Here is a 19,423-nt window from a genome sequence, read left to right on the forward strand (position 1 = left end):
TATTTCACGCTGACCTTCGACCTGCACCTGGAGCCGCTGACGCCGTACGCGCTGGCCGCCTCCATGCTGGACGAGGCCGCCATGACCCGCCTGGACACGCTGGAACCCACCCGGTTCGCCGGGTAGGCGCGCCGGACAAGGACATACGATGAGCGACACCCCCTATCTCGGCCAGACCACCGACGTGATCCTGGGCCAGGAATTCCTGACCTGGCTGTGGTACCGCAGCGAAACCGCGCCCGGCTCGTTCCGCATGCCGGACGGCAGCCCCTTCGGCGTGCACATGGAGCAGCGCATTTCGGTGCAGGGCGGCGAGGGCGAAAGCCTGGAAACCGCCACCGTCTCCGGCTCCATGTCCCCCCTGCGCGAGGCGCGCATGGGCCTGACCACCGGCAAGAAGGTGACCCGCGCCCTGCTGCGCTTCGAGCGCGAGGCCGATTCGTGGCAGGTAAGCCTGCGGGCAGAGGACTTTTCCCTCAACAGCCTGAAGACCCCCACGGTGGAGAAAGACGGCGAGGGCGGCGACGACGACCCCGACGCCCGCCTGCTGGAAAATATCTACCTGATCGAAACCTGCCTTGGCTTCCTTGACGAGGTGTACCGCCAGTTCATGGAAGTGCGCCTTTCGAAGGGCTGGGCAGAGGAAGTGCGCGACCTGCGCGGGTGGATGGAGCACGAGGCGTAGGGCGCCCCCTGGCCCCCGCCTCCACAAGGCTTTGAGGACATCGACGCCGTGACCAGCGACCCTCGCGATATACCGCCACCAGCGCCCGCCACCGGAGACACTCCGGTGGATGGCGCCGCGCCTTCGACGGAGGCGCTCGCCGCTACCCACGGCCAGCCCGCCGGGGGCGTCAATTCCGCCAATTCCCCCAGTCCCGGAGATCCCGCCAGTCCCGGCGCTTTTTCCGACGACGACGGTGCCAGCCACACCGCGCAGCAGCCCAGCCGCATGGCCGCCCTGCTGCGCCGCATGGCCCGCAAGCTGGCGTGGATGCTCTTCGTGTTCTGGGGCATCACGATCATCAGCTTCTGGGTCATCCATCTGGCCCCCGGCTCGCCCACGGACATGCAGACCACCATGAACCCGCTGGCCGGGGCGGAAACCCGCAAGCGGCTGGAAGCCCTGTACGGCCTCGACAAGCCGCTGCACGTGCAGTACGTGCAGTGGCTGGGGCGCCTGGCCCGGCTGGACTTCGGCAATTCCATGTCCAGCGACGCGCGCCCGGTGTGGGACAAGATCAAGGAACGCCTGCCGCTTACCGTGGGCATGAACGCGGCCTCGCTGGTGCTCACCCTGCTGTGCGCCATCCCCATCGGGGTGGCCTCCGCCCATTGGCAGGGCAGGCTGTTCGACCGGGCCATGACGGTGCTGGTGTTCATAGGCTTTGCCATGCCCGGCTTCTGGCTGGCCCTGCTGCTGATGCTGCTGTTCGGCATCCATCTGCAATGGCTGCCGCTTTCCGGCCTGACATCACTGGACCACGCCGCCATGTCGCCGTTGGGCAGGGCCTGGGACATTCTGGCGCATCTGGCCATGCCCATCTTCATCTATACCTTCGGGAGCCTGGCCGGGCTTTCGCGGTTCATGCGCGCTTCCATGCTGGAAGTGCTGCGGCAGGATTACATCCTTACCGCGCAGGCCAAGGGACTGCCGGTGCGCACGGTCATCTTCCGCCACGCGCTGCGCAACGCGCTGCTGCCGGTCATCACCATCCTGGGATTGTCGCTGCCAGGCCTCATCGGCGGCAGCGTGATCATCGAATCCATCTTTGCCCTGCCCGGCCTGGGGCAGCTGTTCTACCAGGCGGTCATGGCCCGTGATTACCCGCTGATCATGGGCAATCTGGTGCTGGGCGCGGTGCTGACACTGGTCGGCAACCTGCTGGCAGACCTGTGCTACGGCCTGGCCGACCCGCGCATCCGGCTCACCGGGGGCTCGGGCGGCGACGGCGGAAATGGGGGGGACAACGCATGAGCGCGGCCACCCTGTTCTCTCCCCGCCACTGGCTGCATTTCTGGATGCGCCACCCCATGCTGGCCACCGGCCTTTCGCTGGTGCTGGCCATGTCGGCGGCGGCCCTGCTGGCCCCGTGGATAGCCCCGCACGACCCCACCGCGCTGGACCTGACGGCCATCCTGCAACCGCCGTCTTCCGCGCACCCGCTGGGCACCGACGCCCTGGGCCGCGACGTGTTCTCGCGCATGCTGCACGGGGCACGGGTGTCCTTGTGGGTGGGCTTCGTCTCGGTGGGCATCTCCGTTGCCATCGGCCTCGCGCTGGGGTTGGCGGCGGGCTACTTCGGCGGGCTGGCGGACGAACTGATCATGCGCTGCGTGGACATCATGCTGTGCTTCCCCTCGTTTTTCCTGATCCTTGCGGTCATCGCCTTCCTGGAGCCCAGCCTGCTGAACATCATGGCGGTGATCGGGCTCACCTCGTGGATGGGCGTGGCCCGGCTGGTGCGGGCGGAAACCCTGTCCCTGCGCGAACGCGACTTCATCGCCGCCGCCCGGCTGGCCGGGGCGGGACCGGTGCGCATCCTGTCGCTGCACGTGCTGCCCAACGCCGTGGCTCCGGTGCTGGTTTCCGCCACGCTGGGCGTGGCCGGGGCCATCCTGACCGAATCGGCCCTGAGCTTTCTGGGGCTTGGCGTGCAACCGCCCATGCCCAGTTGGGGCAACATGCTGCTGGAGGGCAAGGACGTGCTGGAGATCGCCCCGTGGCTGTCCGTCTTTCCGGGCTGCGCCATCCTGCTCACCGTGCTCGGCTACAATCTGCTGGGTGAAAGCCTGCGCGACCTGCTGGACCCGCGCCTGAAGCGCTAGGCCATGCGCATCGCCTGCGTCGGCACGCACCTGGCCGCCAGCCTCCGGCGCATGGGGCACGAGGTGCTGGACCTGCACCCCCACGGCGGCATCGTGGACATCGCCGCCCTGCTGGACGCCCAGGGCTTCGCCCCCGACCTGCTGGTGCAGCAGGAAACGCTGGGCGCGCGGGTGATCCTGGCCGGGCTGGAAACCCTGCGTTGCCGCAAGGCCTACTGGGCCATCGACAGCCACCTGAACATGCACTGGCACCGCCACTACGCGCGGCTGTTCGACGTGCTGTTCACCCCCCACCTTTCGCTGTTCCGGGCGCTGCCGCCGCAGTGGCGCCACCCGCAGGCCACGCATCTGCCCATGTACGGGCACGCCCGCCCGTGGCTACCGCACGCCGGGCGCGGGCACGACATCTCCATGGTGGGCGTGCTGGACAAGCACCGCCCCCTGCGCGGCTGGCTGGCCGAACTTCTGCGGGACCGGTTCGGCGTGCAGGCCCGACAGGGCGTACCCTTTGCCGACATGCTGCGCCTGTACGGCGACACGCGCATCATCCCCAACGAATCCATCGGGTTCGAGGTCAACTTCCGTCTCACGGAAGGGGCCTCGTGCGGGGCCTGCGTGCTCACGCCCGACGTGGGACCCGACCAGGACGCACTGTTCGACGACGGCCACGAAATGGTGGTCTACGCCGATGGGCTGGACATGCTGGAAAAACTGCGCTTCCTGCTGCGCAGGCCGGATGTGGCCGAACGCATCGGCCATGCCGCGTGGCAACGGGTGCAGACGCAGCATTTGCCGGACCACCGGGCGGCCACGGTGCTGGATGCCGTGGACACGGCATCGGGCCATGCCGCCACCGGCACGGCAGGCGCCGAGGCCCTGTGGCTGACGCTGTTCCACCGCATGCGCTCCGGCGTGCTGGATCTGCCGCCGGACGCGGTGTCCACCGCTCTGGACAACCTGCCCGAAACTTCGGCGAACATGGCCGCGCGGCTGCGCGTTGCGGCGGAGCCGCCCAAGGGCCAGCCCACCCTGCCGGTGCGCGAAACACCGGCCCTTGCCGACCTGCTCGACCGGCTGCTGGCCACCGGGGCCCACGCGGACGATGTGGACGTCAACGTGGCCGCCGCAGGGGCAGCGCTGGTGCGCGGCGACCTGAAGGCCGCCAAGCCCTTCTGGTACCGCCTGCACCAGGCGAGACGCCTGCGTGAACCGGAAAAACCGCAGTCGGTGTACCACGCCTGCCTGCTGTGGGCGGAACTGCTGCGCCGCGAAGGCCGCGACGCCCAGCCTGGCTTCACCTATGACCCGGAGCGCCACTGTCCCGAGGCCGCCTTCGAGATGCTGGTGCTGGCGCAACGTCACAATGGCAACGACCTTGAATGGATGCGGGGGGTTGAGCGCTTGACTTCGCGCCGCAAGGCGCTCACCTTTTACAGGCTCGGCATTCTGGCGCGCCTTGCGCTGGAACCCGGTGCGCCGTGGCGTACCCAGGCGGAATACGGCCTGGCCTGCCTGCGTGCCTACCGTGTCGAACAGGGGCTGCACGAACTGGCCGAAGCCGGGCGACGCGCCACGGCGGAAGACCAGGAACGGGCCTTCCTGCGGCTGCTGGACGGGAACGGCCCCGGCGGGCACCTGCGCCGGGGGCTGGATGTGGCGCCCACTGCGCCTTCCGCCCACCTGCGTGTGGCGAAACCAAACGCCGAAGCCGACATTTCACCGGACGCCACCGCCGCTCCCCCGGCGGACGACGGCGACCGGACCTGAGCAAGGACACCTCATGCTGGAATACCTGCGCATTCGGGATCTCGCGCTCATCGAGGACATGGAACTGGACTTCGCCCCCGGCCTCAACGCCCTTACCGGCGAGACAGGCGCGGGCAAAAGCTTCATCCTCAAGGCGCTCAATTTCCTCATCGGCGACCGGCTGACCGCCGACATGGTCCGCCCCGGCAAGGAAAAGGCCCATGTCGAGGCCCTGTTCGCCCTGGCCGACGGCGACATGGTGCTGCGCCGCGAACTGACGGCGGACACGGGTCGCAGCCGTCTGTTCATCAATGACCGGCTCAGTTCGCAGGACACGGTGCGCGACATGCGCGCCTCGCTGGTGGTGCACACCAGCCAGCACGGCCAGCAGAAGCTGCTGCAACCCGCCTTCCAGGCCCGATTGCTGGACGAATTCCTGAACCGGCCCGACCTGCTGACCGCCCGCGATGAGACGCTGAAAGGGTTGCGCGAGGTGGCCGCGAAACGCGAGGAACTGGCGGCCCGCGCCCGCTCGCTGGAAGACCGGCGCGACGTGCTGGAATTCCAGCAGCGCGAGATCGACAAGGTGGCCCCCGAAGCAGGAGAGGAGGACCGGCTGGAGGAACGCCGCCGCGCCCTGCGCGACGTGGAGTCTGCCCAGCAGGCCCAGGAGCGCGCCCTGGCCGTGCTGCGCGGCGAGGACGGCCCCGGCGTGGCCGAGGCGCTGGGCCTGCTGGAGCGGGCGCTGGACGGGCTTGCCCGGCTTGGCGTCACGGGAGACGGGTCCGGCTGGTCCGAGGATGTGGCCTCCATCTCCGCCTTCCGGCAGGGATTGGCCGACCTGGAACGCCGCCTGCGCCGCCGCCCCGCACCCGCCGCTTCCGCCACGTCCGATGATGACGACGACATGGACGTGGAGGCCATCGAAAAGCGGCTGTACGAACTGGCCCAGCTGAAACGCAAGCTGCGCCGCACCCTGGACGAGATCGTGGATATGCGCCGCGAGATCGAGGAGAATCTTTCGTTTCTCGATGCCTGCCGCCTGGACCTGCGCACCCTGGAGCGCGAGGAAGATGCCCTGAAGGAACAACTGTGCGCCGTGCTGGCGGAATTGAACCCCGCCCGGCACGAGGCCGCGGCCCGGCTGGCCCAGGCGCTGGAGGGCGAACTGGCGGGCCTGGGCTTTTCCGAGCACGTGCGCGTGGCCTTCGACTTCACCCCGTCCGAGCCGTGGCCCGGCTGCGTGGAAGACCGGGCGCGCCTGATGTGGGTGCCCAACCCCGGCCAGCCGCCGCAGCCGCTGGACCGCATTGCCTCCGGGGGCGAACTTTCGCGCTTTCTGCTGGCGGTGGTGGGGCTGATGGCCCGCGACGAAACCGCCACGCTGATCTTCGACGAAGTGGATTCCGGCGTGGGCGGGCTGACCCTGAACCGCGTCTCGGACCGCCTGGCCGCGCTGGCCGGGCGCAGACAGGTGATCCTGATCACCCACTGGCCGCAGTTGGCCGCCCGCGCGGGGCGGCACTTCCAGGTCAGCAAGGAAGTGGCGGACAACGCCACCTTCACCCTGTGCCGCAGGCTGGACGGCGAAGACATCCGCAAGGAACTGGCCCGCATGGCGGGAGGCGGCGGACAGGGTGATGCCATGGCACGAGAGCTGATTTCATGATATCGTACAGGAACTGACGTCATGATATCTGGTTGACAATTCGCCATTCAGCGGACAGAGACGTGGAGCGCCCCCATGTGCGAATGGGGGATTACACCCAGTTTCGCACCCGCAGAACGCCCCACGCAGGAACCTGCCATGACCGACGCGCGCAACCACGATCCGACGCAAGGCCCGCCGCCCGATGAACGTCTGGCCACCTATGTGGCCTGCCTTGCCGCCACCAAGGACCGCCGTGCCGTGCGCGAAGTGGTGGAGCGCGGGGTGCTGCTGTGCCTCATCCGCACCAACAGTGACCGCATCAACGAATATCCCCTGCTGGAAACGCAACAGCGGTCCATCATCGAAATCGTCGCCGCGCGCGGCGCGGTGGACCCGCTGCACGCGCACATCCGCAAGCTGGTGGGCGAATTCGTGGCCCAGTTGGGGCAATATGCCAAGCCCGGCGGGGGCGATTCCAGCCAGTTGCGCACCCGGCTGGTGAACACGGAAACCCTGCTGCTGAAGTGCGTGCAGGGCGTGGTGTACACCACCGCCCTGTGCACCGACAATTTCATCGAAACCCTGGTCCGTGCCTACGGCGAAGAAGCCCTTGGCCCCTCGGACGCGGTCACCGAATCCACCGAACTCGACGAGCAGTACTGGCGCAAGCACTTCGAGCACTTCGTGGTGCGCATGGTGGACGAGGCCTACGACGCCATCATGACGCAGGAAGCGTTCACCCTGTCCAAGGAACGCTCGCTGCTGGTCATCCGCTACCCCTTCGACGCCCTGCTGGAACGGCTGTGCCGCACGCCGAAGCCGCTGGACAAGACGCGGGTGCAGACCCTGTTCGAATTCGAGACGCGCGACTTCGCCAGCCGCAAGGCGCGCAAGCTGGTGCACGACATCCTGCTGGGCATGGCCGCCCGGCCCGACTACCCCTTTGCCTCGGGCGACATCGACTTCATCAGCCAGATCGTGTGCATCGACCCTGCCGCCAGGGAAATGGAAAAGCTGCAAACCCTGCTGCTCTCCGGCGGCCTGACGGGTGATACGGCGGGCGACGCTGCAAGCGCTCCCTCCGTCCAGACCGAGGACGCCGCCGCCGGGGCGGAAGCCGAAACCGTCGCGGCGCCCGCGCCCCCCGCGCCCCCCGCGCCGGAGGTCAACGCCGAGCAGGTGCAGTTCCTGCGTGAACAGGTGGTGGGCATGGCATGCAGCGTGGCCATCACCCTGAACCTGCTGCGCGAGGACTTCCTGCGGGCGCTGGACGGCTTTTCACCCAAGGAGACGGCCATCGTCCGCCGCACCCTTGGCGATTTTTCGCTGCCGTGCCTGGGCAGGGCCCTGCAATCACTGCTGGAATTCCAGTTCGTCACCCTGCTGCGCCGCCGCGCGGGCGAGGACATGGGCAAGATCCACATCCGCACCCGCAAGGAACGGCGCACCTCGGTGGCCGCCGTGGAGACACTGTTCGACTCCGGGCTGACGCGCATCCGGCGCAACAAGCTGTGGCAGCCGGACCCCGGCAGGGCCACCATGCAGTTGTTCCGCCCGCAGACGGCCACGGAACTGGAATCGCTGCTGCACCTGTTGCAGATAGAGCCGCAACTGGCCCGCGAAATCGGATCGTTGTGGACTGACGCCTCGTTCCGGGTGGAATTCGCGCTGTACATCAGCCTGGACCTGCTGTCGCGCTCCACCACCAACCTGAACCAGCGCCTGGCCGAACTGCTGTCGCGCTTCGGCATCACCCGGCTGTAGCCCGGGCACGGCGGCAAACCGCGCCCGGCACTGGTCCCGTTCCGCAGTTCCGCAACAAAACGCCGCCCCGGAGGATACCCTCCGGGGCGGCTGTTTTTTCATGTACCGGGTGCAAGGCGCGGCTAGGCCTCGCCACCACCACTGGTCTTTCCGGATTTCACGGCCTTGGCAGGCTTCGCCTGGTCCGGCTTGTCCCCCCCGGATATGGACGCCTTGGCCTTGGCGGGTTTGGCATCACCCGCCTTCTTCGGGGTGGCCTTGGCCGGGCCGCGCTTTTCGGATGCGACGGCCTTGCCGGAGTTGGCAGTCTTGTCGGCCTTGCCGGAATTGTCGGGCTCGACGGGCTTGGCCGGTGCGGCGGCCTTGCCGGAAGGCTTTCCCTTCGGGGCGGATTTGTCCTTGCCGGACCTTGCGTTGCCAGTCGTGCTTTCCTTCGACTTGGCGGAATTACCGGGTTTTGCGGATTTGGCGACCTTTTCCTCCCCGGCGTTCTGCGGGGCAGAGGCCTTTCTGGCGGACGGCTTCGGACCAGCAGCCTTCGGGGCAGCCCCCTTGCGGGTGGCGGGCTTGGAATCAGCCTTGCCGCCCCGCCCCTTGCGCGGCGCGTTCTCGAACGGTTCCGGCAGTTCCGTGGGCATGGGATCATCCCACCCCGCATCGGTGGTGGAACGCGCCCTGGCCTTGCGCGACGTGCGGTCGGCCTGGGCGGCGGCAGACGGAGCCGGTGCCGGTGCGCGGTCGCCGCGACTGATATCATCACGCGTACCGCGTTTGGCATCATCACGCGTACCGCGATTCGCGCGGGGGGCTTCGTCACGGCCATAGCCGCGCCCGCCGCGTGCGCCCCTGCCTCCACGACCTTCGCTACCGGCACGACCGGCATTCCAGTCCCGCCCGGCGGGCCGGGGCTTCTTCGCGCCCGTGGAGGCCACGGCATCCGGCCCGGCCAGCGCCAGGTTCACTTCCAGCCGGGCCACGTTGACCTCGGCCAGTCGCACCGTCACGGCCTGCCCAAGCCGGAAGCTGCGGCCCGTGCGCTCGCCCACCAGTTCCTGCCGCTCCGGCAGGTAGCCGTAATAATCGTCGTCCAGCGACGACAGGCGCACCATGCCCTCGGCCATCACCTCGTTGAATTCCACGAAGAAGCCGAAGTCGATGATGCCGGAAATGACCCCGGTGAATTCCTGTCCCACCCGTTCGGCCAGGAACAGCACGGTGATGCGCTTGAGTATCTCGCGCTCGGCCTCCATGGCCACGCGCTCGTTGGTGTTCAGGGTGTCGGCGATGGTCAGCAGCGCCCGTTCGCCCGGCAGCGGTCCGTTCACCGGCAGCCCCAGGGTGCGGCGCAGGGCGCGGTGCACGATGAGGTCGGCGTAGCGGCGGATGGGCGAGGTGAAGTGGCAGTAGCATTCCGAGGCCAGGCCGAAGTGCCCTTCATGGTCCGGCGCATAGCGGGCCTGCATCATGGTGCGCAAGGCCATGCGGTTGACCACGAATTCCTGATCGGTATCCTTGGCCGCCTGCAGCACGCCCTGCAGCGCCTTGGCCGACGCCTTGCCGGGCAGGTGCTGCGCCAGCGAGGTGCGCGCCAGCACCTTGAACAGCCCTTCCAGCTTTTCGGTGTCCGGCTCCGGGTGCACCCGGTACAGGAAGCGGGCGTTCTTTTCGGTCAGGAAGCGGGCCACCGCCTCGTTGGCGGCGATCATGAATTCCTCGATGATCTGGTGGCCGAAGTGGCGCACCTTGCGGCCAATGTCCACCGTCTCGCCGTAGATGTTGAAGATCACCTCCGGCTCGGGCAGGTCGAAATCCAGGCTGCCGCGCTCGTTGCGCTTGGCGTTCAGCAGGCGGGCCAGCGCTTCGGCGCGTTCCAGCAGGGGCAGCACCGGGGTGAGCAGACGGCGCTCCTTTTCGTCCTTCTCGATGATCGCCCGGTTGACCTGCCCGTAGGTCAGGCGGGCCTTGGACTCGATGATGGCCGCGTAGAACTTGCTGCGGCCGGGGGTCCCGTCGGCATAAAAGAAGGTTTCCGCCACCATGGCCAGCCTGGGCACGCGCGGATTCAGGCTGCACAGCCCGTTGGAAAGGGCCTCGGGCAGCATGGGTTCCACGGACTGCGGGAAATAGTACGAGTTGGACCGGGTCTGCGCCTCGCGGTCCATGGCCGAGCCGGGCCGCACGTAGTGGGCCACGTCGGCGATGGCCACCCACAGGCGATAGCCGGTGCCCTGCTCTTCCACGTACACGGCGTCGTCGAAGTCGCGGGCCTTGGCCCCGTCAATGGTGACGAACTCCAGGTGGCGCAGGTCGATGCGGCCTTCCATGTCGTCGCGGCTGGGCACGGCGGGCAGGTCGCGGGCTTCTTCCAGCACCTCGGGCGGAAAGTCGGTGGGCACGTCGTGGTTGATCTTCACCAGCCGTTCCTGCACCAGCACGTTGTCGTCCGCGCCCAGCACGGCAAGCCCGGTGGCCGCCCACAGGCCGTCCTCCACCTTTTCGCCGGGGGCGGCCACCACCAGGTCGCCCTTTTCGGCCTTTTCTTCCACGGCGCTCATGTCCACAACAAAGCTGACGGCCATGCGCGGGTCGGCCGGGCGGCACAGCAGGCTGTGCCTGCCCATGCGGCGCACCACGCGGGCGGGTATTTCCTTGCGGCCCCGCTCCAGCACGCGCACGATGCGTCCTTCCGGATTCTTGCCGTGGCGGCCCGGCAGCAGGGCCACCACCACCTTGTCGCCGTGCCAGGCGTCGCCCATCTGGTAGGGGTGCACGTAGATGTCGTCGCGCCCCTTTTCCTCGGGCAGCACGAAGCCCATGCCCGAACGCTGGATGGACAGGGTGCCCGTGACCAGCCGCAGCTGTTCCACAAGGCCCCAGGCCCCGCCGCGCAGGCGGATGATGCGGCCCTGCCGGACAAGGTCGTCCAGGCGGTCCTCCAGTTCGTTCTTCATGCGGCGGTGCAGGCCCAGCATGCGCATCAGCGCGTCGATCTTCAGCGGGCGGTGCGCCTCGCGGAACAGGGTAGCCAGGTCATTCGCGTCGGGCAGCACGTAGCTTTCGTCGCGTTTCTTCTTTGCCATTATGGATGTCCTTTCCGGCCATGCCGGAGTGAAAGATGTCGAATGCGGGCGGGCTGCCGGGGAAGGCCATCGGAGCGGGCCAGACGCCCCCGGCAAGGGGCGGTCAACCACGCGGGCCAGTTGCAGGCCAGGCCAGCCGGACGGCGAAAGCTCAGCCCCGCCGGGCCGCGGAAAGCCCCGCCCAGCGGGCGGCCCACCATTCGGGAAAATTGGTCGCGGACCACAATGCAGGTCCGAATTCTGTCGTCAGATCGAAGGCCCACAGGTCCGGTTGGTTGGCGTTCTCATGTCCGCCTCCCTCATGCCGGGCACCTTCGCCGCATAACGGCGCCAGTTTGACGGCGTCCTTGGGGGTGCACACCACCGCGCATCCCTCGCCCGCCAGCAGGCGCACATCGCCCGGGCCGTACGGGTGATGGTCGGGAAAGATGCGGTGGCGCAACGGCGGATAGCCGAAAAAACGCGTGGCCGTGGCGTGCACCTGCGCCGGGTCGCCCACGCCGGTGGCCAGCACGTAGGGTGCGCCGTCCAGGTGCGCACGGGTGGCCGCCCCCTGCTCCGCCGGGCGCGGGTCCAGCCCCCGGCCCACCCGCACAAGGCCGCGCGGCGCAAGGCGAAAGCTGAACACCGGCATGCCGTAGCCGATCAGGCGGCGTTCCAGTTGGGGGCCCAGCGCATCGAACATGTCCGGTTCCGCCTTCATGCAGAAGGCGTGCGCCCGGCCCAGCGCACTCGCGCCCTCGCGCCACGCCCCCGCCGGGATGGTCCGTCCCCATTGGCCGGTCAGGTCCGCCGGGCGCAGCACCACGATGTCCAGGTCGCGGCGCACCGCCAGGTGCTGAAACCCGTCGTCCAGCAGGTACAGGTGCGGGGCAAGATGCGCCTCTGCCCAGTGCCCCGCCCTGCGTCGCACCGGGTCCACCAGCACGGCGGCATCGGGGTTCTGGCGGGCCAGCATCAGCGGTTCGTCGCCCGCCTCCGCCGCCGTGTTCCCCGGCCGCACCAGCAAGGGACGTTGCGGCGGCCTTGCCCCGTAGCCGCGCGTGAGCACGGCGGCGGACAGGCCGTGCGCGCCGCACCAGCGGAGCAGCCAGTGCACCAGCGGGGTCTTGCCCGTGCCGCCCCAGCAGATGTTGCCCACCGAGACCACCGGACGCGGCGGGGCAAAGCGCGGCAGCACGCCCGCCTCGTACGCGGCGCGGCGCGCGGCCATGCACGCGGCGTAGGCCGCGCCCAACGGGCGCAGAAGAGGTGCGCAGGCCTTCTGCACGGCGGCGATGTTCATGACGCCACCCGGATCGATCGGGGAAAGGGCAACGATGTGCGCATGAAAGCGAGTCTACCATGCGCGGGCGCGCTTGTCGCCGGGGGAATGCGGACGGCGGGCCGGACGGCTCGGCAGCACGGCACGAACAAGACGGGCACGACAGGCGGGCAAAACACGGCAGGACAGGCCCGAATTGGGCCGAATTGGGCGGGCAGGGCACGGCGCGCAGCCGCCATGCAAAAAGAGGGGCTTGCGCCAGTCATGCAAAAGGGAGGCTTGCGCCAAGCATGCAGAAGGGGGGCTTGCGCCCCCCTGGCAGTCACTGTCGATCACGCAGGCGATGCCCGCGGCTAGTCGCGAGAAGAGCCGAACAGCCGCAGCAGCATCAGGAACAGGTTGATGAAGTCCAGGTACAGGGTCAGCGCGCCCAGAATGGTGCCGCGCCGGATGGCCGTGGCATCGTCCATGGGGGCGGTTTCGCCCATCATGCGCAGCTTCTGGCTGTCGTAGGCGGTCAGGCCCGTGAACACGATGACGCCGATGGCGCTGATGGCCAGCGACATGGCCGAACTGCCCACGAACATGTTCACCACGCTGGCGATGAGAATGCCGATGAGGCCCATGAACAGGAAGCTGCCCCACGAGGTGAGGTCCTTCTTGGTGGTCAGACCGTAGATGGACATGGCGCCGAACATGCCCGCCGCCGTGGCGAAGGCCTGAAACACCGTGCTCATGGTGTAGGCCAGCAGGACGGCGGAAAGGGTGATGCCGTTCAGCGCGCTGTACAGCACGAAAAGCCCGGTGGCCGCGCCGCCGGAAAGCCGTGCGATGCCCGCGCTGATGCCCATGACCAGGCCGAGTTCGGCAAGGATCAGGCCGATCAGCACGAAGCTGTTGCCGAACACCAGTTGCAGCATGGCCGGGCTCGACGCCGTGAACCACGCGGCGGCGGCCGTCACGGCAAGCCCCACGAACATCCAGTTGTATACACCGCGCATGAAGGCGTTGACGGTTTCAGCCCGCGCCCTCGTGGGTGCGGAGACCGTGCGTCCGAGCATGTCGAAACCTCCTGTAACGTTTGTGCGAAGCGGCCGTTCCGGCGGGGCCGGGAAAAGCATCCAGATAATAATACGCCGCTCCAGCCATGATAGGTAACAATCCTCTGGCACTCTGACAAGGGCGGCACCGCCATCTTTCCGCGAAGCACTTCACGCGCCGCACCCCGGAGGTCCGCCATGCCCCCTGCCCTTCCCCCTGCCGGTCAGACACCGGGCAACAATCCCCCGGCACGCCGCGAGCCCCCCGACGCAGACGCAGCCCCAGGCGCCGCCGTCTCGCCGGGCCCGCCGCCGCCCCCGGCAAGCCCCCTCGCTGCCAGCCATCATCGACCGGTGCGCGTATTGTTCGCCTGGTTCCTGCTGGCGTTCATCGCCTTTCAGTCGGCCTGGGCCTACTGGCTCACCCGCGTGCAGGCACGCGACACCATGGCCAGCCTGCGCGCCGAAACCCTGGCCGACGAAGCCACCGTGTACGCCGCCCTTGTGGACAGGTACCTGAACAACCGCAGCCAGATGCTGGACAGCTACGCGGCATTCCCGTCCCTGCGCCGCGCCCTGGAACCAGCGGCACAACAGGCCGGACAGGCACAACAGGCCGGACAGGAGCAATGGGGACAGGCGGGACACGCACCGCCACAGCTTGCGGAAACCATGGACCTGTTCGCCACCGTGGGGCGCGGGGCCTGCACGGCCCTGTACGGAGCCGACGGCAAGCCCGTTCTGGTCAACGGCGCGCCGTGCGACAAGGACGGCATTTCGCCGCCGTGGCTGGAACAGGCCCTTGCCGCGCCGCAGGCGGTACTCCTCCAAAGCGAGGTGCGCGACGGCGCGGGCGCCACGGTCGAAACCGGCGGGGCGAATCAGAAGGCCGCATACTGGCGGCTGGCCCGGGCGGTGCTGCGGGACGGCGTTCCAGTGGGCGTGCTGAGCGCGCTGCTGCCCGTGGACATCACCTTCCTGCCACACGACCCCACCGACCACAGGCTGCGCAAGGTGCTGCTGCGTGACGGACAACCGTTGGCCGTCATGGGGCCGGACATGCAGGTGGCCCTGCGCACGGAGCACGCCCTTTCCGTGCCGGGCATGCGCATTGCCCTCGAAACGGACGATTCGGGCATACAGGCGCGCTCGACGGGCCTGCTGCTGCGCATCCTGCCGCTGCTGCTGGCGGGCACGGCCGGGCTGGTGGTGGTGTTCCATCTGCTGGGGCACCGGCTGTTCGTGGCCCCGCAGGAGGCGCTGCAATCGCTGCGGCGTGAACTGGAAGACCGCAACCGCAAGCTGGAACGGGTAATCCAGGAGCAGCAGCAGGTGGATACGCTGCTGGAAACCAAATCGCGCCTGCTGGAAGAAAGCGAGGCCCTGCTTTCGGCCATCATCAGCGACCAGACGGAACTGATCTGCCGCTACCTGCCCGACGGCACCATCACCTTCGCCAACGACGCCTTCTGCGCGTTCTTCGGGGTGGAGCGTGAACAACTGGTCGGCACCGTATTCAGGGCGCGCACCGCTCCGGGGGCGGAGCGGGACCTTTTCACGGACGCACTCGATCCCGGCCCGCCGACCATCACCACCTTCGATCACTGGGTCATCGCCGGGTCGGGCGAAGAGCGTCGCCTGCAATGGACGCGGCGCCACCTGCACGACAACCGGGGGGCGCTGGTAGGGTTTCAGGGCGTGGGCCGCGACGTGACCACGGAATACGCGCTGGAAAAGGCCCTGCGCACCGCCAACGAGGAACTGGAGGCGCGCATCCGCGCCCGCACCCGAGACCTGGCGGAGCGCGAGGAACTGCTGTCGCGCATCTTCTCGGGGTTGCGGGCGGCCATCCTCATCGTCCGCCCCGGCGACTGCACCGTGGCCGAGGTCAACACCGTGGCCCGCGACCTGCTGGGCTGCGGCGACGATGGGGCAGGCTGCGCCGACCTGTACCGGCAGATCACCCAGGGAACCTGCCTGCTGCCCGGCGAGACCGGGTTCGCCCCGGCGCTGGACCGGGAACACGTGCTGCGCCGCCCCGACGGGCGCAACATTCCCGTGCGCTGGAGTCTGCTGCCCGTGCCCTGGCAGGGCGCGCCGCACCTTGCGCTGGTGTTCTTCGACGCCACGGCGCAAAAAACCATGGAACGCCGCCTGACCCAGGCCCAGAAGCTGGAATCCATCGGCCAGCTGGCGGCCGGGGTGGCGCACGAAATCAATACCCCCATCCAGTACGTGGGCGACAACCTGCGCTTTCTCGGCGGAGCCTTCGAGGATCTGCTGCGGCCCCTGGCCGAGTGCGGAGCCCTGGCCGGGACATCCGCGAAAACCGGGAATGCGCCGGAAAAGGAAGAAGAGAAGGAAAACGGGGACGGCCAGCCGGGCGGGGAGGACAGCGGAGACATGGGAACCGGCAGTTCGACCGCTGCCGGGCCGACCACGCCAGCACCGGACGCCGGAGAACGCCTTGCCCGCCTGCGCGATACCCTGGCCGCCTCGGATGTGGACTTCCTGGCCGACGAGGTGCCCCGCGCCATCACCCAGGCGCTGGAAGGGGTGGAACGCGTGGCCTCCATCGTGCTGGCCATGAAGAAGTTCTCGCACCCGGAAACGGCGGAAAAGCGCCCTGCCGACATCAATCAGCTGGTGCAGGACACGGTGACCGTGTCGCGCAACGAATGGAAATACGTGGCCGAGGTGGAGACGCGCCTTGCGCCCGACCTGCCGCTGATCCCCTGCCTGCCCGGCGATCTGGCGCAGGTGCTGCTGAACGTGGTGGTCAACGCTGCCCACGCCATCGCCGAGGCACGCCAGGCTGCCGAAGTGATGCACGGCGACGAGGCCGGGGCCACCGGGGTGGCGGACGGCACGCCACCGCCGCCGGGGCACATCACCATCACCACGCGCATGATGCCGGACAGCGACCCCACAAGCGCCCCCACCGGGCGCGGCCATGTGGAAATCCGCATCGCGGATACGGGCGCCGGCATCCCGGAAGCCCTGCGCGACAGAGTGTTCGACCCGTTCTTCACCACCAAGGAGGTGGGCAGGGGCACCGGACAGGGGCTGGCCATCGCCCACGACATCGTGGTCAAGAAGCACGGCGGCACCATCGATTTCACCAGCACTCCGGGCCGGGGCACCACCTTCACCATCACCCTGCCCGCATAGCCGGACGGGCCGGAAATGCCGGGCGGGGGAGTGGAGCGGATGGCGGACGGTGCGCGACGGATGCGCAGGTCAAAGGCAGGACGGCAGGGCGCGGCTACGGGGCCACCCGCACCGCCACACGTCGCTCCAGCACCGTGCGGGCCTTGGCCCCGCCGCAACTGGAGCGGGCCACCAGGGTCACCGTCAGGTCCAGTTCGTAGCGGCCCGGCGCGCTGAAGCGCACTTCGGAATCCGGGTACCCGGTGGTGGAAGACACCCGCCCGCCATCCGGCCCGGACACCTTGTCGATGTTCACCACCGGAAACACGCCGGAAGGCAGGAGCGGCCCTTCCAGCGCCACCACCACCGCAAGGGGCGCTCCCACGCGGGCCGAGGCGAAAGTGTCTTCCTGCGCCCCCTGTGTTCCTTGCCTTCCCTGCTCTCCCTGCCCTTTCGGTCCTCTCAAACCAGGCAAGGCGGGCGTCACCAGCCGGGCGGTGTGCTCCGGCGAGGTAAGCGGGCACGGCGCGCCCACGGGGGCGGTATCCCGCGCGGGGGCAACGGCGGGGGCAGCCGCATCGGCGGCCAGGGCCGGTGCCGCTCCCACCGGTCCGCACCACGTTCCTTCCAGTGCTCCGACCAACGCTCCGGCAATCACCGCCGCCAGCAGCCAGACGCACGGTCTCGGCGCGGCGGGCAATGGCCCACGGCCACGGCGCGCAAGCGGCCAGACCATCAAGGACCGGAACCACCCGACCGACCCGACTGGCCCGACCGGCCCGACCGGCCCGACTGGCCCGACTGGCCCGACTGGCCCGACTGGGCTGACCGGGCTGACCGGCGGGCATCCCGCCGCGTTCCCGGTCAATCCTCCGGCCCCTGCATGTTCCCCGCGTTTCTCCACCACGGCCTCCGCTCGCTTTCCGCCAGACACGCCCTTGTGTCCATGCGTGACTTGGGTAAAGAATAGCATACCCGCGCGGGGGCGCAACGCACCGGGTACCCATCGGGTATGCCCGTGCGGCCCGCTTCCGCTTCTCCCGCGCCAGTCGGCCTTCCCGTCATGCCCCCGTCATGCCCCCGTCAGGCCCCGTCGTGGCCCCGTCATTCCCCAACCATTCCCCCAACCAGTTCTGATGACTTCAAAACCGGACGCGCACCTTCCGGAGTTTCCATGACCACCCATCACACCCGTACCCCCGCCGCGCCCTCGGCCAAACCCGGAACCGACGCGGACATCGCCGACAAGGCGCTTTTCACGGCAGCCCGCCCCGTCCTTCTGGCCATCGAAGGGCAAATGGACCCCTTCCTGTCCCGCTGGTCCGAACGCATGCGCGAGGCGGGCTACCTGCGCCACACCACGGCCAAGCGGCAGGACTGCATCGATTCGCTGCTGGGATTTCTGCATCCCCTGCGCGATGCCCTGCACGCCGGGCTTGCCCCCACCTTTGGCGACCTGGTGCGTGAAATCGAAAAGGGTGCAGCCACCCACGCCCCGCGCGGCTGGGGCCATGAACTGCTGGCCTCTGCCCGACGCCACCGCATGCGCGGCGTTACCGAGGCCATGTTCCTGGGCTGCTTCCACACCCTCGTGCATGCGGTGCTGGACGTGGTGGAGGCCATGCCCGCGACCCGTCGCGCCCGCGATGCGGCCGCGCAGGTGGTGCGCCTGTACGGCGACGCCTTTTCGGTGCTGTTCACCCGCCACTGGGAATCCCGCCGGGCAGAGGTGGACACCACCCAGTTGGACGATGCCAACCGTCTGCTGACGCTGGAAAAATGCAAGGTGGAAAATTTTCTCGATTCCACCTCGGACATGGTGCTGGCCATCGACGCCGCGGGCATCATCACCAGCGTCAACCGCGCCGCGCACCAGCACCTGGCCGGACGCGCGGTGCCGGGGTTGCCCGTCTGGGCGGCGCTGGGGCTGGAGGGCGAAAGCATGCAGGATCTGCTGCGCTTCTACCCTTTGGGGGTCTCGTGCGAGATCACTCCCGCCGCGCACGATGACGCCGCCACCGCAGTGGGTAACGCTACCCCCGGTGCGCCCCGCAAGCGCGCAGGAACCGCGCGGTCCGAAGACGCCACGTCGGGCGTGGCGCTTCCCGCCGCCCCCAACCGTCCCGAAGTTGGGCCGCCCCACGCCGCGCAGGTCTTTCGCATGCGCATCTCGCCGCTCAACGCCGTCAGCCTGGCCAGCGACGGATACCTGGTCATGCTCACCGACGTGACCAGCCACGTGCACCAGCGCGAGGCGCTGGAACGGGTGGTGGCCGAACGCACCGAAGCCCTGCGCGAGGAAAAGACCCACCTGGAGGAAATGAACATCACCCTGCGCACGGTGTTGCGCAACATCGACGGCGAACGCGCCGAAATCAACCGAGAGGTGGCGCGCAAGGTGCACGCCATGCTGCTACCCGCGCTGGACCACCTGGAGGCGGACATGGAGCCGGAAGTGCGGCGCGGCTACCTGACCGTGATCCGCGACCAGTTGCTGCGCCTGGCCCCCGACGATGCCGGGCCGGACCCGCTGTTGCTGCGCCTGAGCCCGGCGGAAATGCGCATCTGCCAGTTCATCCAGGCGGGCAGCCCCACCAAGGACATCGCCAGCGCCCTCAACCTGTCCGTGGAAACGGTGCAGACCCACCGCAAGAACATCCGCCGCAAGCTGGGCCTGCATGGCAAGGACGCCAGCCTGTGCGCCTTCCTGCGCAGCGCCCCGGGGCCGCGCTCTCCCTCCGGCGCGGAGTGACGCGGGATGATTTTCTTGCGGCGGACATGATTTTTCCGCCACGGCCCGGCAGCCGCCAGGCCCGGCAATTCCCCCTTGCGACCGGCGTGGCACGCCGCCCCCCATGCCGCCGCCCGACGATGCAGCCGCCCGAACTCCTGCACGCGC

Annotated in this window: 13 protein-coding genes (1 of these 13 cut by a window edge); 9 read left to right on the plus strand and 4 right to left on the minus strand. The window is 68.7% G+C overall.

What is annotated here, in order from left to right; translation table 11 throughout:
- From rdgC to DESTE_RS04935, 7 genes are all read left to right on the plus strand, one after another.
- Nucleotides 1-126: the 3' portion of a recombination-associated protein RdgC gene (gene rdgC, locus DESTE_RS04905; protein WP_035065618.1), read on the plus strand. The gene continues 492 nt to the left of window position 1, outside the view; 126 of the gene's 618 nt are visible here — the last part of the coding sequence; its start codon lies beyond the left edge, outside the window; it ends in the stop codon at nt 124-126.
- A 22-nt stretch (nt 127-148) separates the two neighbouring features.
- Entirely contained in the window at nt 149-685 is a 537-nt protein-coding gene (locus DESTE_RS04910) for a hypothetical protein (RefSeq protein WP_035065621.1), read from the plus strand.
- Between the two features lie 267 nt (nt 686-952).
- Nucleotides 953-1,978, plus strand: a complete 1,026-nt coding sequence (locus tag DESTE_RS04915) for an ABC transporter permease (RefSeq protein WP_035069755.1) — start codon at nt 953-955, stop codon at nt 1,976-1,978.
- A gap of 44 nt (nt 1,979-2,022) precedes the next feature.
- Nucleotides 2,023-2,829, plus strand: a complete 807-nt coding sequence (locus DESTE_RS04920; protein ID WP_425411703.1) for an ABC transporter permease — start codon at nt 2,023-2,025, stop codon at nt 2,827-2,829.
- Between the two features lie 3 nt (nt 2,830-2,832).
- Nucleotides 2,833-4,596 carry a glycosyltransferase family protein gene (locus DESTE_RS04925; protein ID WP_035065627.1) on the plus strand — a complete coding sequence of 588 codons (1,764 nt, stop codon included), beginning with the start codon at nt 2,833-2,835 and terminating at the stop codon, nt 4,594-4,596.
- A 13-nt stretch (nt 4,597-4,609) separates the two neighbouring features.
- Entirely contained in the window at nt 4,610-6,244 is a 1,635-nt protein-coding gene (locus tag DESTE_RS04930; RefSeq protein WP_035065630.1) for a DNA repair protein RecN, read from the plus strand.
- 138 nt (nt 6,245-6,382) lie between these two features.
- On the plus strand, nt 6,383-7,990 hold the full coding sequence (locus DESTE_RS04935; RefSeq protein WP_035065632.1) for a hypothetical protein: 1,608 nt from the start codon (nt 6,383-6,385) through the stop codon (nt 7,988-7,990).
- 122 nt (nt 7,991-8,112) lie between these two features.
- Here DESTE_RS04935 and rnr read toward each other — a convergent pair whose 3' ends face one another.
- The 3 genes from rnr to DESTE_RS04950 all read right to left on the minus strand — a co-directional run bounded on the left by rnr (nt 8,113) and on the right by DESTE_RS04950 (nt 13,395).
- Nucleotides 8,113-11,070, minus strand: coding sequence for a ribonuclease R (rnr, locus tag DESTE_RS04940; protein WP_035065635.1), 2,958 nt, complete (start codon nt 11,068-11,070; stop codon nt 8,113-8,115).
- 151 nt (nt 11,071-11,221) lie between these two features.
- A complete protein-coding gene (gene lpxK / locus DESTE_RS04945; RefSeq protein ID WP_035065639.1) occupies nt 11,222-12,355 on the minus strand; it encodes a tetraacyldisaccharide 4'-kinase in 1,134 nt (377 codons plus the stop codon).
- A gap of 332 nt (nt 12,356-12,687) precedes the next feature.
- Nucleotides 12,688-13,395 (minus strand): Bax inhibitor-1/YccA family protein, encoded by a 708-nt coding sequence (locus DESTE_RS04950; protein WP_035065642.1) that lies wholly within the window; start codon nt 13,393-13,395, stop codon nt 12,688-12,690.
- A 342-nt stretch (nt 13,396-13,737) separates the two neighbouring features.
- On the opposite strand from DESTE_RS04950, the gene DESTE_RS17125 reads away from it, so the two are divergent.
- Nucleotides 13,738-16,545 (plus strand): PAS domain-containing sensor histidine kinase, encoded by a 2,808-nt coding sequence (locus tag DESTE_RS17125; RefSeq protein WP_051384320.1) that lies wholly within the window; start codon nt 13,738-13,740, stop codon nt 16,543-16,545.
- A 94-nt stretch (nt 16,546-16,639) separates the two neighbouring features.
- On the opposite strand, the gene DESTE_RS04960 is transcribed toward DESTE_RS17125, so the two are convergent.
- On the minus strand, nt 16,640-17,131 hold the full coding sequence (locus tag DESTE_RS04960; protein WP_245590732.1) for a hypothetical protein: 492 nt from the start codon (nt 17,129-17,131) through the stop codon (nt 16,640-16,642).
- A 567-nt stretch (nt 17,132-17,698) separates the two neighbouring features.
- Here DESTE_RS04960 and DESTE_RS04965 point away from each other — a divergent pair.
- Nucleotides 17,699-19,276 (plus strand): LuxR C-terminal-related transcriptional regulator, encoded by a 1,578-nt coding sequence (locus tag DESTE_RS04965; RefSeq protein WP_035065645.1) that lies wholly within the window; start codon nt 17,699-17,701, stop codon nt 19,274-19,276.
- Nucleotides 19,277-19,423 lie beyond the last annotated feature (147 nt).

The sequence above is a fragment of the Nitratidesulfovibrio termitidis HI1 genome, assembly GCF_000504305.1.
Taxonomy (GTDB): Bacteria; Desulfobacterota; Desulfovibrionia; order Desulfovibrionales; family Desulfovibrionaceae; genus Cupidesulfovibrio; species Cupidesulfovibrio termitidis.